Raw genomic sequence first — 14,955 nt, 5'->3', positions numbered from 1 at the left:
TCATTTAAATCACCTCTATTCAAATTAATGTGTATATTTTCAAAACATCTGCACACAATACAATCGAACAGGCTTGTTTTACATACTACTTTAGGAGATGATCATATGGCTCAACAAAACAGATCAAACAACAGCAATGAATTACTTGTTCCTCAAGCTGCTGGTGCACTTGAACAAATGAAGTATGAAATTGCATCTGAGTTCGGTGTGAACTTAGGGCCTGAGACAACTAGCCGAGCAAACGGATCAGTAGGTGGAGAAATTACAAAACGTTTGGTTCGCCTGGCTCAACAAAGTATGAATGGCCAATTTCATTAATGTATGAGGGGAACGTTCCCCTCTCTTTTTATGCCCCTCTTCCAAATCCATATAGCACTACTGGCATTTTATTCACTTCCTTTGGTGAACATATGAGTGACTCCTTTTAATGCCTCCAGCAAAAACAAGTGAAATTATCAATAACCAAAAGACTGCTCCAGAAACAGCAAGAAAGCTTTTTGCAATACTCATAAACTCTTGAAAATCATTCTTCAACGACTCTTTCACTGCATCACCTTCTCTTTAAAATACAGATTTCATATTAATTTAGTCGTAATAACTAATATCTTTTTTATCCATCGCAAGTCCAATCGTACCCGCTATACTTTTTAAACACCGTTGTTTTTAAGCGTCTATGATGCGTCACTCACCACCCACCTCTTCACGTGAGTCGTCGATGATTTTTGCATAATGCGATGGGTACTGTATAATCCTCCCCGGCAAATGCGCATTTAGACTTCCTGCTTTTAAAGAAATAACGGGCTTTTTCTCTATTTCTCCGCTATCTAATGCAACTTCTATAACGTCGCCTACACGAACCTCAGTCGACTGCGGCGCGTTCAAGTATTCGTCCGGCACCGTCGAGCCTAGCGCACGTCTTAGCGCAATCGCCTTTCCGATATGAACGTTGAAGCAGTCGTCAGGTGCGGCTTTGGCGATTCCTTTTGCGTAGACCTTCCCGGTGATGACGCCTTTTAATAACGCAACAACCGTTCGTTTATCGCGATTCACTACAAAATCAATGTCACAAGATGCGTAGCGTGGTGAAACTGTTTCATACTGCACGCCATCACCGTAATTAGACAGTTTCGCAACGTCCGCCTTCGCCTGCTCAACGATTTCATCACGGCGAGCTTGGGATCGATCCTTATGCGCTTCTTTAACCGACTCCTGTACGTCATCGCTATGGAGAAACGCAGTATATTCAATTGTCTGCGGAATCACGAGGACATCTTTTCGTTCGTTTGCGTAGGCTTTTACGAATGCTTCCGAATATGGAGCCCCGATTAGAATATCGCCGAACCTCGACTTACTTCCGATATAATCCTCGCCTACCTTTTCGAATACCGTGTTTGCGCAATCAATAGCCGTTTGATTTACGGTTCCCATTCCGTCAGCCTCCTCGTTTTCAACTTCGTTATTGACGATGACTTCGTATTCTCTATAGTCGATAAAGCTCGGCAAACCTAAAACTTTTACACCTCCCGGTATCGGATCATCCGGGATCGCTACCTCGAAAACATCTCCTGCTTCATACGCTTGCTTTACTATAGGTAAGGGATTCGTAATCAACACGTGCTCGCCAACTTTGGCCAGACGCTTTTCAGTGATGATAAGCTCAGCGTCTTCGACATTAACAAGACGGACACTTCCGGGAACACTAACGTCGTAGAACGCGCCTGTATCCTCAGTCAATTCGAACAACTCCCCAATCTTATTCACATACCAACTCGACTCATATTTCGCCTTCAAAATCCGTACATACTTTTTCGTTTCAGCCATTCCGCAATCCCTCCCAAATTTTTATAAAAACCGAACGCGCATTCGCATTCATGTGGTACAATATACCTAAGTTACCGAAAGGAGGTTCGATTCATGAAAGTATCAACCGAAGATAAAGTAGTTATCGCTCTTACAGCGGCATTTGTTTTCGCATTCAGAAAACCTATTTTCGCACTCCTTGGACGCTAATTCTCGGCGTCCAGCCGCCGGGCGCGCTAGAACCATGCATCATCCATGCCGCTTTCCTTATCTTCTCAACTTTCAATTAAATTAATTTGATTCTCAATTTCTTCAATAAACCCCTCTAATGCTTCTTCATCAACCATTACTTGTCCATCATGGACTTTGATGATTTCTTTCATTCGGCCATCCATATTTCTAAATTCTTCTGCATGCTGCACAGTAAACATTGCTCTGTATTTCTTTATGTATAAAAGAAAATCTTTAAGTACTCCGATCTCCCCAATTTTGTGGAGATTGAAATCTTCTTGTTCCACTTCTAGCCGGAGTAAATCTGCTTCCTTTTCTAAAACATCAATTTCAAACTGCTCTTTCTTTGACAACAATTCTTGCTCTTTTTGTTGCAATTAATCACCTCTATACTTATTTTTCATTTTTATAACTTATGACAACGACACGCCTCTATTGGATATAGAATAATAATATACTTATATTTCATTTTTGTCTATGCTTTTCTGAAATTTTCATAAGTAATAAATGAATAATCTTGTCCTTTTGATGTTATTGCTTTCCTGTGATCCTTTTCAATTACTCTCCAATCATCATTTAACCTTGGAAAATATGAGTCTGCCTTCTCAGCAACTGAATCAACAATCGTCAAATAAACCTTATCAGCATGTGGTAAGAATGCCTCGTATATAGCGCCTCCTCCAATAACCATTACTTCTTCATTTGTATCCAATTGACCACGTATAAGCTTTAAGACATCGTCAACCGAATGGTAAACGAATGAAGAGTGATCGGGCTTGAAATCCTTATTTTTGGTCAGTATGATATTCTTTCGGTTTTGAAGTGGCTTTCCTGTAATGTTTACGATTGATTCGTATGTGAGTCTCCCCTGAATACACAACTTTCCTGTAGTAAGTTCTTTAAAACGTTTCATGTCTTCAGGAATATGGTAAAGAAGATTATTCTCGTACCCAATGGCCATTGATTTGTCGCAGCAAGCAATATGAGATAGCATTATACTGCTACCTCAAAGTAAAGCTTGTCTCCATGCTTATAATTAATCAGTTTGAAATCGTCAATTGTGAAATCATAAAAGTTCTTTACGTCTGGATTAATCCATAGTTCAGGTGCTTCATATTGCTCTCTGTCCATTTGAATTTTCAAATTGTCTATATGGCGAGTGTATACATGACAATCTCCAATATTGAAGATATACTCACCAAGCTCATATCCAGTAACTTGAGCAATCATACGCTGTAATACATTGTACTGGAACACATTAAACGGATTCCCGAGCGCGAGATCATTACTGCGACAGAAAACTTCTAAATGCACCTTCCCGCCTTTTACAAGCCATTGAGTGCCATAAACACAGGGCGTCAATGCCATTGAGTCTAATTCATCTGGATTCCAAAGCGTTGTAATATGCCTGCGTGATGATGGATTATTTTTCAACTGATGAAGAAGATAATCAACCTGGTCAACTTTCTCACCGTTTAGCTCCCTGTTCTTCTTACCAAGCTGATATCCATATGCATTGCCAATTGTACCGTCTTCTTGTTTCCATTGATCCCAGATATGTACGCCCATCTTGTTTAATTCGTTAACATTGTTTGATTTATGCTGCCAGATCCAAAGCAATTCCTTGATTGCCGTTTTCCAGGCGACTTTTTTAGTCGTTAAAATTGGTATTTCAGAATTATCAAAGCGCATTTGCTTACTGATTACACTTAATGTATGCGCTGGTGTTCCATCAGTGTCCCATTTGGTTCTGACATCGAATTCTTCGTCTGATACCCCATTATTAATAATGTCATTTATGATTGTGTTGTACTGCTTATCAAATTGACTCATTTCTATTCTCCTTTATTTAAACCAACTAATAATAAAGTTAATCACGAAGACAATATTACCGCAAACAAACAGCATGTACACGCACTTGTTTTGTTTATTGTTTGAGTCACCTTCCAAAACATCGAGAATTTTAAACATTGTTAAACCGGTATAAATTAAAGCAAAAGCTGTCCAAGCTAACATTAGCAAGTTGTCATGCGTAATCAATCCAATAGTAGCCAAGGGGATAATAAAAGAAATCCCCTTGAACAATGTCATGACATACACTAAGTTCTTATTTTTCTTCAGTTCTTTATACGGCGAATTAGAAAGCATATGTGTAACTTTTGAGTAAACGTTCTGTTCTCCTCGTGTAATTAATCTAATTTCATTAATGTTTAGTGCAAACAAGTATGCTGCAAGTAATAACGTAAAGTATGTAATTATAATACATCTCCTTATTTTATTTTTACCCTATAAATAACTATGCTTAATCAAACAGCTCGCCGGCTCTCTTCATGTCTTTGATTTCCTCACTCACACTTTCTTTGATTGCATGAGGTAGCCGGTCAATTCCTCGTTGTATTCTTTTCTGACCTGTGTTTCTTATATGTATTGTTAGTTCTTTAAAGACCTCCATTGATTCGTCTGATATTAAATCAAACAGCCGTTGTATCTTAGCTAATAAGCTTATATATTCTTCATCGTCTTCACTGAAAAGTTTGAGACCCTGTTCAAGGTTGTTTATTTCTTTTAGATGATTTTTTATTTTTTCTATGTGATTATCCATGATGGTTAAACCTTTCAACAATTTCTAAAACTTCAGCGAGCTTATCTGTTAGCTGTCTTCCCAGGTCTGTTGTTTGTTCCTGATCCAGTTTGTTCATTTTTCCTTTGCCATTAAGAATATCTCTCTTTTCCTCCAAAATTCCAATTTCAATTTTTATCAGTTCTCTATAAGCTTCGCTTTCTTTGGCAAGCAATCCAGAGACAACTTTTACAGCCTGTAGTTCTTTGTTTAATTTATAATAATGATAAGTATTCTCCATATCTTTTCCCCTTTTTGTTTTAATTTGATTCTAATAAACTCAAAAAATTAACTGCTGCAACTCTATACCTTTGGTCTTCTTCATAAGTTGCAACTTGTTTCATATGCTCCAAGAACTTATCTTCAAGCCCATGTTTTTGAATAAATCCCAAACAAAGTCCGTTTCTGAAGAGCATGTCTTCATACTTTTCTTTTGGATCTCTCTTCTTATCGTTTTTTATATTTACCACTCCTTACTAATTTTCTTAGGAACATGTCTACACATGCTGATAAAGCGATAATTGATGCCGGTACTGTTACTTGCCAATGAATAATCCCTAACATGGGCAAGGATAACAATGTAATTAATAGTGCAAGTCCAACAATTACGACTGCATTTTCGGCTAGTCGACGTTTCTCTATAAGTTGACTATATGTAGCCTCTTCCTTTTTAAAACACATAGCTGCACACTACTGGGATTGTGACTACTGTTTTCTGCTTAGCTCTATAAAAATCATTCTCTAGTTCAATGTCGCCAATTGTATAGTTAATGTCTTTAAGTTCTTCGATTTTCTTATAAACCGGAAAAGTGTTTGGACAATATGTTTTTCGATTTATCAATTTAATTAGAGCTTCTTCAATGGTTTGAATTTCAAATAAAAGAGTCCCATCATGTGTGCTATTTGCAGTCACTTTATAATCAAATTCTTCGTTAACACTTTTATCATAAGACACATGCCCAAGCTTAAGATTGTCTAAGTCACCATGATAATCATCTAAATAACCACTTCTTTTAAAAAAGAGGGCAATCTGTTTATTTGGATTTAAGTATTCAGTTCTTTTACTCATGTTTTTCCTCCTTATTGTTTTAGATAAAAGTCTTCTTTTATAGAGATGTTGATGGAATGAACATCTCTGTTATCAATGCATTATTTCAAAACCTTTTCCTGAAACAACCTCTTTGTTTGGTATAATTGTTGAGCTTTTTGAGTATTTTAAGTTGTACCCTGGCTAAGACCCTCCACTGGACAAACTTACATCATGATCAAAGCCAGGGGTTTAAACTAATAAATTATATCAGCGACGTATTTAGACCAAGATTCTAAACGATTAAATACTGCTGGATTATCAAAATCTTGTTCATTTAACCAAAAGCCTTTTAATTGATCTGTTTCTCTTACTAATACCTCTGTATTTTCAGGCAGTTTAACAATAATCATTATGCCTAAATGAACTTTCCCCACTTCATTTAAGTCATCATTTATAAATCCCACAACTTCTAAATTTAAATTAGAAGTTGAGATAAACAATTCTTCTGAAAGCTCTCTCCTTAAGTTTTCATCAATGGCTTCCCAAAAATTTGTTGCTTCAGTTGTATTCATGTGCCCGCCAACACCAATTGATAATTGATCATGAAGCCTCTTTTCCCCGCCTTTCCTTAAGCGCTCGTATACAAATACTCGGTCTCCTTTTTGTAAAACGGCATAGGGGATTGGTTGCTTACAGCTCTGATCCTTCTCGGCATCTCCCCTCCTCATAGTGATCATATTCTCAGCAAGGTTTTTAATTATTTGATCAATTGCATTTGGATCAGCTTCAATCCCTTGAAAGTCCAGCTTTCCATTGTCAAATACTTTGTCTTTAGGTACTACAATAATTACTTCATCCATTTTCCCCATTTAACATTCTCCTTTTGGTTTCTTAATATATGTAAAACAGTCCCTACATTTGTATTTAACAAGGTCGTCTCCATCTTCAAATATCCCCATCGTTTGATCATCAACTTTGTATAAGTCAGTATGAGGGCATATTTTTTCAATTCTTTTTCTAATTTCAACATTAAGTTTATGCAACCTAGAGCGCTCATTTTCATTTTCTTTATACTGTCTTTTAAGTTCTAAAAACAAATCATTTTTGTTCAAACTTTGCTTTCAACTCCTCATACTGTTCACGCTCTCTTGCTTCTTGAAGCTTTTGAAATCTCTCTTTTTCAGCTTCCTGTTTCTTTTTCAGTTCATTTTCATAATCTTCCCAATCAGTTTCTTTAATGATTCCTTTTTTATGTAGCTCTCTTCTGAGAGGATATAATATTTTCTTAGCCTCATGTGCATATAACACTCTTGTTTCTGTGTCACCACCTTCCCAGTCCAACTCTTGGCAAACCATGAATACGCCTTTATCTTTTGTAATAATTGTTGTTTGCTCACAAAATTTATTTGCCCAAACATAAGCAATTTCTTTACCAATTAAGTCTTCCTGGTTTTCAATGAAATGCATTTTTCCAGCTCCTTTTATTGAAATTTCTTTAATAGCTCATCAAGTTCTTCAGGCTTAAATCCAATGCTCCGCTTCACTTCCTCCCCTTGATCACTCAGCAGAACGGTTACCGGTACACCCATGACACCAAATTGCGCTGCCACTTCCGGATTCTGTGTTACATCAACTTCCTCATATTCAACTCCTGCTTGTTCTAAGTAATTGGATACCATTTTGCAGGGATTGCAATTTGGTTGCTCTAATTTAATCAGTCTCATGATATAACTCCTTTGTTATCGAAAATGAAATCAGAATCCTTTAATGGCTCCACCGTTGCTTTTTTGTACCCGTTCCCTTTTTGGCTAAAGAAGTCATGCGACTTGGTTTTAGTACTCAATCCATTAATAACGATTGGATTAACATCCTCTTCTTCAAACCAATGATCAAAGCCCAGATTGTTTAAAGCTTTATTCGCATTGTATCTGATGAATTTCTTCACATCTGGAGCTAAGCCAACCTGATCATAGACGTCTTCTGTATACTCCAATTCATTTTCATAAAGCTCTTGGAGCAAGCTTAAAGCCCATGTAAACAGTTCTTTTTGCTTCTTAGGCGTTTGTTTCTTGTATATCTCCTGTGCTAATAAACCGATGTATGTTCCATGTCCTTGATGTTCCCTTAAGTTCGCTATACTTAAAGCGTGGACTAACCACAGCTGCATGTCGCCATGCAGAGCAGACTATATCACAATCCTAATTTAGGATTCCTACCGTTTCGATTTAAGGGATTCTCACCCACGCCAATCACTTGCGCCCTACTTCTGTTGCGGAATTCCACCGCCAATGGAATAGTCGTTGGGCATTTACCTAATCATCATTAAAATTGTTTTTTATTTTATAAAGTATATGTTTGTTATTGAATCGTCTGATGCAAGCTTTGATATTTTTTTCCTATCTATGCCCGTATGTAATTGAGCTTGCGAACAACTGCTGTATATTTGACCGCCAACAAAGACTTTTTTTGCTCTAGCATTATTTTCAATCATTTTCTTTATATGACTATCGCTCTTAGGGATACCTTTATTTCTCCCTTTGTTCTTTTTAGAAATAATCATTTTTGTTTTCTCAGAATGTCGTCTTCCAAAGAAAGGATTTTTTTCTCCAATTAGCTTAGAGTGAACTTCACTTGCAACCTTTTTTGCATAATCAGATTGCTTGTACCCTTTATTTGAAAATCCGCCGTCATTTAGGTTAAATCCACAATATTTACTGTTATAGTATGCAATGAAAAACTTCTCCATTTTTTCAGCAAGTTTTATGCTAGAACATTTACATAATAATTGATGTGTATACATATCAGTGCATTTATGCAAGTTAAAGTCTCTTTGCATTTTATGATTATGATGATAGTTTCCTTTTAAATAGCGAATATGTTGTTTAAATCTATCGTCAGCGTTGTTAACATTTTTGGTTAAGCCAATATAAATCTTCTTATTTTGTTTATTCATTATCATATAGACATAATACAAGGCAACACTCCTAAATATTGAATTTAATGATGATTAGAATTTAGCAAAGGATTATCTTAGCTCATAAGACTTCCCCTTTTTAGATAGGTTTTCATTTAACATTACTGCTAAATGCCACTAGCACTTAATGGCTTCGTCACGGATAATCAAATTTAGAATTTCCCCACTCTGCATGAGCTTCCCTTGCCCATAAAAGTAAAGTGGGTAATAAAACCCTGAATAGAAAAGGAAACTCTCCAGAAACACAGATGCAACCATTGCTTTGAATAAGGAAATTTTATCGTTTTTCTCAACTGCTTTATAAATTGAAACAATTGTTCTTGCTTTCTTTTGAAGAAACTTATTGTTTTTGACCCATTCGAAGACTTCATTGATCTTCTCAGTTGTAGCCAAAGTTAGAAAGATGTTGCTGTAAGACTTCGCGTGCACCGCGTTTTCCATCATGGCCATGAAATTAAGAACTGCTTTTCGCTGATGACCTTCGACGTGCTCGGCCACAATCGGCATGCCCGTGTTCCCCTGCTCTGTATCAAGCAGTGTCAGGCCGGCGAGCACCTTCATGTACGTATCCTGCTCATTTTTACCCAAATACTTCCAAGTGAGAAGATCGCCGTTTAATGCGATCTCTTCCGGAAGCCAAAACTGCTTTACGTTTTGGTTGTAAAACATTTGGGTGAAATCATCTTCATGCTTTGACCAGTTTGCTGCTGTATATTGCGTCAACTATTAGTCCTCCTTCTTAGATATAAACTCTCGTTCAATTGTGAATTTCCCTTCAGGCAATATAATAGGTCTATCATCAGCAGACCTATAATCGATATCAAATAATACATTGTCGTAAGTTAGTGCGTGTTTATTAAGGGTTTTAATAAATCCGCCATTTAGGTGATACCCAATCAGTACTGACTTTTTTCTTTTTCTCAAATACCAAACTGCCAATGAACTCAACATCTTTCAGCGCCTCCTCGCTTAAACCACGCAACTCAAGCACGAATCCTGCCCTGTGTCCTTCGTTCGAGCATAATACAGCGTTTTAATTCCTTTATGATGCGCATATAAGTCAATCCGGTTTAAATCTCTCGTCGTCATCGTATCCTTCAAGAAAAGTGTAAATGAAATTCCTTGATCGACGTGCTGCTGAATAGTTGCAATTAGATCAACTACCTTAAACATATCCATGTCGTACGCTTCCTTATAGAAGAACCAATTCTGAGCCGATAAACCTGGCATTGGATAATATGTCTTACTGTTTCCGTATGTACGTTCCTCAATTCTCTCCATAATAGGCATTACACCGGCCGTAGATGATTGAACATATGAGATGCTTCCAGTAGGTGCAACAGCTTGCCTGTATGAATGATACAAGCCATATTTCATAACATTCTCTTTAAGCTTCATCCAATCTTCAATGTTAGGAATATGTTGATCTCCAAACAGGATTTTGACCTTTTCATATTTAGGGATATAATCATTTGTCACGTACTTATCAAAATACTCGCCTGATTTGTAGGTCGATCCATCAAACTTGTAGTACGTCTCCCCTGTTTCTCTTGCAATTTCCATTGAACGCTGCAGGGAGTAGAAGTTAACCATCATAAAGTATGTATTTGCAAAATCCTTAGCTTCTTCACTTTCGTAAGCGATTTTATTTTGAGCCAGAAAACCATGCAGGTTCATCTGCCCTAGACCAATTGATCGCATTAGTGTATTTGCTCTCGCAACAGCTGGAGCATTTACAATGTTTGTTTTCCTTGTGACAGTTGTCAGTGAGTCAATTGCTATTCTGACAGTTGAAGCAATTGATTGGTTACTCATTACGTTTACAATGTTCATGGATCCAAGATTACATGAAATATCTAATCCAATTTCATCTTCCTGATCGTAATCTGTATAAACTGACACTTGTGATGCTTGGAGGACTTCAGAACACAAATTAGAAAACTTCACTTTTGAAATATGTTCATTTGGATGCACTTTATTTACATTGTCAGCAAACATGATATAAGGATAGCCAGATTCGCTTCTTAGAATGGCCAATTGCTCCAACAGCTTTCGAGCATTCCCTTTTGCTTTTCTAACCCTCGGGTTTTCAACAAGCTCATCATACATTTTATTGATGTCCATCTCATCAAGATACTGTCCATATTCTTTGTAAACTGAATGAGGATAGAACATGTAAAAGTCCTTATCTTCTCTTGCCAATTCAATGAATTTGTCGGGAAGCACTACACCAATAGACAGTGTTTTAACTCGGACATCTTCATCTGCTGAGATTTTTTTGGTATCCAGGAAGTCTGTAATGTCTGGATGGAACACGCTTAGATAAACTGCTCCTGATCCTTGTCTTTGCAGACCATTCAGACGTGTTCGCTAAGCACGCCCCGCCATACGGCTGCTTCATGTTACCATGAAGGTTAGACTATATCTTCACCCTCTAAGGGTGCCTCCTGTTTCGACTGCCAATAGCTTGCAGCCTACGCCTTTCGGCTAGTCGTTGCACGTTCAAGACGTTTGATCTAAGTGTTTCCACTTTTGCCGCAAACAGATTTTTTTAATGATTGTTTTACTCGCATATGTATGTATTTCAGAGAGTTCTTTAATGGACTTACCACTTTTAAAATCATTTAAAATTGACAGTGCTTGAATTTCAGTAATTTTAGCCTTTGGGCTTTTTTCTCCAATCAAAAGCAGTCCATGTTTTAAAGCATGCTGAGCATTTCCTTTTGGTGTAACCCACTCTAAATTTGAGAGCTTTGGATTCGCTTTGTTACCGTCGATATGATTTACATAAGGCAAATTTTCAGGATTAGGTATAAAATTGAGTGCAACTAACCTATGTACTCGTTTACTGACCTGCTTACCTTCCTTATATAAGGTCACTTTTACATATCCTTCACCATCAATCTTAGTCTTTAAAACAGTGTTCTTTTTCAAATTAATCGCTCTGCTATGATTTGTAATTCCGTACTCAGGGAAATCAGGAATTGGAGTAACTATCTCTCCCTTCATTAAAACAAAGGGAATTTGTGTTTTCCTTAGCCCCATCTTTATTACACGGTGATTAATTGCTTCTCTGGAAACGCCTAATTTTTCTCCTATTTCTTTGGCAGTCATTGAACTATAATTTTCGCGAATAAAATTCTCATCAATATCTAACTTGTTATGCGGTCGTCTTGCTTCGCTCATGATTGTCCCCCTTTATTTTGGCTTGTGATTGTCCCAAACCATCTGAGGAGTTCCCATGAATTAAAGAGGTTTTCGATCGCCATTTCTGACGAAAGGGGCCAAATCAACCCATTTGGTCGGCATATCTAAAAGCATTATCCAATAATTTCATAACACCTACGACACCTTTAGTCGCATTCTCTACATCTTTAATCGCTTCACCTTTGGCTCTTAATTTGTTTAGATTAAGCGCTACTCCTCCACCTAGCTTAGAAAGCTGCATGGAGATATCGATCGCCCGTGAAATATCATTCAAACTGTCTCCCACTTCAAGCAAGAAACAGCTTACCATTTCACCTCTTCGCTTACGCCCTGCATTAAGAAAAGTAGGTGTTGCCGGCTGATACTCTTGTTTCATCATGACGTGTACTTCCTCAATAGCCTTTTCATAATCACCATCTGCACAATACAAAGCTACAATTGAAACGCGATCTTCATATCTTTCCAGAATCTTTATTTTGTCATTTGTCTTCAAAGCATAGTCATTATAAAATTTAAACGCACTCATGAAAGATGGGAATCTGAATTTGTAACTGTAAGCAATTTTATAAATTGATTTAATCTGTTCAAATGTGTATTTACTTAAGAATTCTTCTTCGTAATAATCGTTTTTAATCAGGTAATCCAGTTTTTCTTTTAAGTCATGGAAAAAGACTGTGTTTTGATTAATGTAATCAACAAAGTAACTGTGTACGGCCTCCTTATCCTTCTCAAATTGAAACTTCCCGTCTTTCTGAATCATGATCTCATTATTGAGCTTGATCCACTTTGGTATTGTGTTTGTCAATAAGTTGTACCTCCCGATTAATCTTCTGCAAGTCTTGTTTTGTTCCACTTAGTTCAAACTTTAATAACAATGGTACATGGAACATTGCTGAAAGCTTGTCCCCAGCTAAACCATAGTTATCACCCCAAACCTTATTACCACTCACAACAACTCCTTTTATTTTATTTTTATTCTTAATAATAAAATGCAAAGTCCTTTCAGGTACTTCCCCAAAGCCTATCGTATATGTAATATGTATGAATTCTTCCTCGACAATTAAGTCATCTGTAATTTCAATGATGTCGAAGTTTAACTCCCTTTGTAATGCTTGAGCAAACCTTTTCACGTTACCTGTCTTGCTTTCATATGTAATAATCAATATTCTTTATATTCCCCGTTAACTAAGCTATTCGTGGTTGTTTCTGCTTCATTTTCAGCATAATTGAATGCTTCAGACATTTCTAAGTTAAGGTCTCCCATTTCCATGTATCCCCTAGCCATTTTAGCTTTTAAATCTGACAGCTCTGACATTGGTACCGGGATGTAGTTATCCTTCTGCTCTTGCGTGATAACCATTTGATCCCCTTCTAGATTGGTCGCAATCAGCTCTCCTTTTAAAGCAGTGTAAGAACCACCATTCTTCATATGTACTTGCGTATTTTCTTTTGCTTCATCCAAGGTTACAAAGTGACTGCGCTTAACGTATAACTGTTTAGCAGCTCCCATTCCACAACTCCCTTTTCTTTATTTTTTGTTTTTATCTTTGTCATGTCTTACGTCTAACTTATCCATATCATTGAGAATATGGTCAATAACAACATCACTGAACTTACCATAGACCTTATATCCAATTAATTTGCTTCTTAGATCTCTCCACTTTCTTGCTGCACTCATTTTGTTTCCCCTTCCTATGAAACTGTGATTTTATCTAGTTTTGTTGGAATAGTGCCCTTAAATTTCTTAACAAAGTCTGAGCATCTTGTGCGCTTTTTGAACTGCTATCATATTTATTGAGGAATTCAATTGCCTCATCCATATGTAAATTCATTTGAATCACCTCATGTGGAACTCCAATTTCTTCTTGAGCAAAAATAGCATCTTTGTGAGCTTTAACCGCATCATCATAAGTTTTAACAAGTTCTCCCCTAATGTACAATCCGAATTTTTTATTCATCCTCAACTTCCTTTTCTTTACTCTTAGAGTTTTTTATCTACAATGCCTTTAATGCTTTGCAATGTTTGTTTATACTCGCTATCTAAGCCATCTACATCTAATTTTGTTGAGACTCGATAGTTTCCTGAGTTGTCGTACATTGTTATGAAAGCTTCCGTATCATCCTCTTTAGCACTAAAAGTGATATCATGAACCTCAACCTGATCTGCACCGTTTTCTTGCTTTAGTTCTTCAATATAGTCTGGCTGCATCATGTTGAATAACTCTTTAACTGTGGTGAATTTTACTTGTTCTAATAAGCTATCTTCTTTATATTCAAATGTCTCAAAATAAAGATTGAATGTTATATAGCCTTCTACTAAATTTCCATGTTTAGTGTATTCCAGTCCTCATCATCCTCTCTTAATCTTAGAAGTTTATTTATACTTTCATACAGCTCCATGAGCTCATTTAATCTTATTTCCACTTCTTCATAATCGTATTGGCTTTGAAGAAGCAACACTCTTTCCTTCAATAGAAGCAACACTTCACTGATAGCTTTATCACGACCAATTATTTCTGCAATGGAATTTGTTTCATTAATCGATTCCATGATATATTTGCCCTGTCTTTGACTTATTCCCAGATGAGTTCACCTCCTTGTATTTTTATCCGTTAAAGTAAATTGCCCTCGATAAGTAATACCATTTCTTCGTCATTAGAAATATCTCCAAGAACCTGTTTAAACGGCATAAGCTCTTCATCATTTCCTAGTGCTCTTCCTTGTCGTATTGCCGCATAAACTTGCCCAACTTCAGTCAGCTCATCACTTAATTCTCCGTCATCATCAGCAACTTCTTTTGTATATAGCTTCACTGCCTTTTCTTTTGTATAAGCTTTAATTAACGCATAATAAGGGTCACTCACTTCGAAATACTTCATAATGGGCTTCTCAACTTCCAATTCCTCAACGTAATCACCTTTGATTTTTACATCATCAACACCGTTTTCAAGCAAATGATCTACGATGTCCTTTCCTAGCTGTTCTAACGCAGCCCCTTGAACAGATTCACTTTCGTCATTAAACCCTTCATGAGCGTAACAAGTTGCTTTTATTTCAAAAACTGCTGCTTTAATTCCCATAGTCAATTCTCCT

At 36.8% G+C, this 14,955-nt stretch carries 24 protein-coding genes and 4 pseudogenes; 1 reads left to right on the top strand and 27 read right to left on the bottom strand.

Annotation, left to right across the window (positions count from 1 at the left end):
- Window positions 1–105 precede the first annotated feature (105 nt).
- Window positions 106–318, top strand: coding sequence for an alpha/beta-type small acid-soluble spore protein (locus NYE28_RS09965; protein ID WP_042976081.1), 213 nt, complete (start codon window positions 106–108; stop codon window positions 316–318).
- A gap of 363 nt (window positions 319–681) precedes the next feature.
- Here the strand turns inward: NYE28_RS09965 and NYE28_RS09960 are convergent, their stop codons facing one another.
- The 27 genes and pseudogenes from NYE28_RS09960 to NYE28_RS09830 form a co-directional block, all read right to left on the bottom strand.
- A complete protein-coding gene (locus NYE28_RS09960) occupies window positions 682–1,821 on the bottom strand; it encodes a hypothetical protein (protein WP_342490464.1) in 1,140 nt (379 codons plus the stop codon).
- A gap of 254 nt (window positions 1,822–2,075) precedes the next feature.
- Window positions 2,076–2,408 (bottom strand): hypothetical protein, encoded by a 333-nt coding sequence (locus tag NYE28_RS09955; protein ID WP_265463671.1) that lies wholly within the window; start codon window positions 2,406–2,408, stop codon window positions 2,076–2,078.
- Window positions 2,409–2,506: 98 nt separating this feature from the next.
- Window positions 2,507–3,025 carry a dihydrofolate reductase gene (locus NYE28_RS09950; protein WP_342490463.1) on the bottom strand — a complete coding sequence of 173 codons (519 nt, stop codon included), beginning with the start codon at window positions 3,023–3,025 and terminating at the stop codon, window positions 2,507–2,509.
- Window positions 3,025–3,864, bottom strand: a complete 840-nt coding sequence (locus NYE28_RS09945; RefSeq protein ID WP_342490462.1) for a thymidylate synthase — start codon at window positions 3,862–3,864, stop codon at window positions 3,025–3,027. The genes NYE28_RS09950 and NYE28_RS09945 overlap by 1 nt, the downstream gene beginning before the upstream one ends.
- 12 nt (window positions 3,865–3,876) lie before the next feature.
- Complete coding sequence (locus NYE28_RS09940; protein WP_232603460.1) at window positions 3,877–4,179, bottom strand: hypothetical protein; 303 nt, start codon at window positions 4,177–4,179, stop codon at window positions 3,877–3,879.
- A gap of 154 nt (window positions 4,180–4,333) precedes the next feature.
- Complete coding sequence (locus tag NYE28_RS09935; RefSeq protein WP_342490461.1) at window positions 4,334–4,633, bottom strand: hypothetical protein; 300 nt, start codon at window positions 4,631–4,633, stop codon at window positions 4,334–4,336.
- The gene (locus NYE28_RS09930; RefSeq protein WP_122504014.1) at window positions 4,626–4,892 is read right to left on the bottom strand and encodes a hypothetical protein; all 267 of its coding nucleotides are present in this window, start codon (window positions 4,890–4,892) and stop codon (window positions 4,626–4,628) included. Before NYE28_RS09930 ends, NYE28_RS09935 begins: the two co-directional genes overlap by 8 nt.
- A gap of 19 nt (window positions 4,893–4,911) precedes the next feature.
- Window positions 4,912–5,067 (bottom strand): hypothetical protein, encoded by a 156-nt coding sequence (locus NYE28_RS09925; RefSeq protein WP_342490481.1) that lies wholly within the window; start codon window positions 5,065–5,067, stop codon window positions 4,912–4,914.
- A 254-nt stretch (window positions 5,068–5,321) separates the two neighbouring features.
- The gene (locus NYE28_RS09920; protein ID WP_342490460.1) at window positions 5,322–5,720 is read right to left on the bottom strand and encodes a hypothetical protein; all 399 of its coding nucleotides are present in this window, start codon (window positions 5,718–5,720) and stop codon (window positions 5,322–5,324) included.
- A gap of 215 nt (window positions 5,721–5,935) precedes the next feature.
- Window positions 5,936–6,550, bottom strand: a complete 615-nt coding sequence (locus tag NYE28_RS09915) for a hypothetical protein (RefSeq protein WP_342490459.1) — start codon at window positions 6,548–6,550, stop codon at window positions 5,936–5,938.
- Entirely contained in the window at window positions 6,551–6,793 is a 243-nt protein-coding gene (locus NYE28_RS09910) for a hypothetical protein (RefSeq protein ID WP_342490458.1), read from the bottom strand.
- Window positions 6,780–7,148, bottom strand: coding sequence for a hypothetical protein (locus NYE28_RS09905; protein ID WP_342490457.1), 369 nt, complete (start codon window positions 7,146–7,148; stop codon window positions 6,780–6,782). Before NYE28_RS09905 ends, NYE28_RS09910 begins: the two co-directional genes overlap by 14 nt.
- Window positions 7,149–7,162: 14 nt before the next feature.
- Complete coding sequence (locus tag NYE28_RS09900; RefSeq protein ID WP_342490456.1) at window positions 7,163–7,405, bottom strand: glutaredoxin domain-containing protein; 243 nt, start codon at window positions 7,403–7,405, stop codon at window positions 7,163–7,165.
- Window positions 7,402–7,836: pseudogene (locus tag NYE28_RS09895) on the bottom strand (ribonucleotide-diphosphate reductase subunit beta); the annotation flags it as partial. The gene NYE28_RS09900 and the pseudogene NYE28_RS09895, both read right to left, overlap by 4 nt.
- Before the next feature lie 180 nt (window positions 7,837–8,016).
- Window positions 8,017–8,655: a GIY-YIG nuclease family protein gene (locus NYE28_RS09890; RefSeq protein WP_342490455.1), complete on the bottom strand. Its 639-nt coding sequence runs from the start codon at window positions 8,653–8,655 to the stop codon at window positions 8,017–8,019.
- Between the two features lie 126 nt (window positions 8,656–8,781).
- Window positions 8,782–9,378 (bottom strand): annotated as a pseudogene (locus NYE28_RS09885) (ribonucleotide-diphosphate reductase subunit beta); the annotation flags it as partial.
- A 3-nt stretch (window positions 9,379–9,381) separates the two neighbouring features.
- The gene (locus tag NYE28_RS09880; RefSeq protein WP_342490454.1) at window positions 9,382–9,606 is read right to left on the bottom strand and encodes a hypothetical protein; all 225 of its coding nucleotides are present in this window, start codon (window positions 9,604–9,606) and stop codon (window positions 9,382–9,384) included.
- Between the two features lie 18 nt (window positions 9,607–9,624).
- A pseudogene (gene nrdE, locus NYE28_RS09875) lies at window positions 9,625–11,004 on the bottom strand (class 1b ribonucleoside-diphosphate reductase subunit alpha); the annotation flags it as partial.
- Window positions 11,005–11,157: 153 nt separating this feature from the next.
- On the bottom strand, window positions 11,158–11,841 hold the full coding sequence (locus NYE28_RS09870; protein ID WP_069007300.1) for an HNH endonuclease: 684 nt from the start codon (window positions 11,839–11,841) through the stop codon (window positions 11,158–11,160).
- Between the two features lie 106 nt (window positions 11,842–11,947).
- Window positions 11,948–12,667 (bottom strand): annotated as a pseudogene (locus NYE28_RS09865) (ribonucleotide reductase N-terminal alpha domain-containing protein); the annotation flags it as partial.
- The gene (gene nrdI / locus NYE28_RS09860; protein WP_020954073.1) at window positions 12,630–13,025 is read right to left on the bottom strand and encodes a class Ib ribonucleoside-diphosphate reductase assembly flavoprotein NrdI; all 396 of its coding nucleotides are present in this window, start codon (window positions 13,023–13,025) and stop codon (window positions 12,630–12,632) included. The gene nrdI and the pseudogene NYE28_RS09865, both read right to left, overlap by 38 nt.
- Entirely contained in the window at window positions 13,022–13,372 is a 351-nt protein-coding gene (locus NYE28_RS09855) for a hypothetical protein (RefSeq protein WP_069007298.1), read from the bottom strand. Before NYE28_RS09855 ends, nrdI begins: the two co-directional genes overlap by 4 nt.
- A gap of 18 nt (window positions 13,373–13,390) precedes the next feature.
- Window positions 13,391–13,540 (bottom strand): hypothetical protein, encoded by a 150-nt coding sequence (locus NYE28_RS09850; RefSeq protein ID WP_020954075.1) that lies wholly within the window; start codon window positions 13,538–13,540, stop codon window positions 13,391–13,393.
- Window positions 13,541–13,574: 34 nt separating this feature from the next.
- On the bottom strand, window positions 13,575–13,820 hold the full coding sequence (locus NYE28_RS09845) for a hypothetical protein (protein WP_069007297.1): 246 nt from the start codon (window positions 13,818–13,820) through the stop codon (window positions 13,575–13,577).
- Window positions 13,821–13,843: 23 nt separating this feature from the next.
- Entirely contained in the window at window positions 13,844–14,074 is a 231-nt protein-coding gene (locus NYE28_RS09840) for a hypothetical protein (RefSeq protein ID WP_268388134.1), read from the bottom strand.
- Window positions 14,075–14,178: 104 nt separating this feature from the next.
- On the bottom strand, window positions 14,179–14,412 hold the full coding sequence (locus tag NYE28_RS09835) for a hypothetical protein (RefSeq protein ID WP_342490453.1): 234 nt from the start codon (window positions 14,410–14,412) through the stop codon (window positions 14,179–14,181).
- A 62-nt stretch (window positions 14,413–14,474) separates the two neighbouring features.
- Window positions 14,475–14,942 carry a hypothetical protein gene (locus NYE28_RS09830; RefSeq protein ID WP_342490452.1) on the bottom strand — a complete coding sequence of 156 codons (468 nt, stop codon included), beginning with the start codon at window positions 14,940–14,942 and terminating at the stop codon, window positions 14,475–14,477.
- Window positions 14,943–14,955 lie beyond the last annotated feature (13 nt).

It is taken from the genome of Bacillus sp. FSL R5-0443, from assembly GCF_038608285.1.
Lineage (GTDB): Bacteria > Bacillota > Bacilli > Bacillales > Bacillaceae > Bacillus > Bacillus velezensis.
Note: the sequence above shows the minus strand (reverse complement) of the source record. Positions and strands in the feature narration are given on the sequence as shown.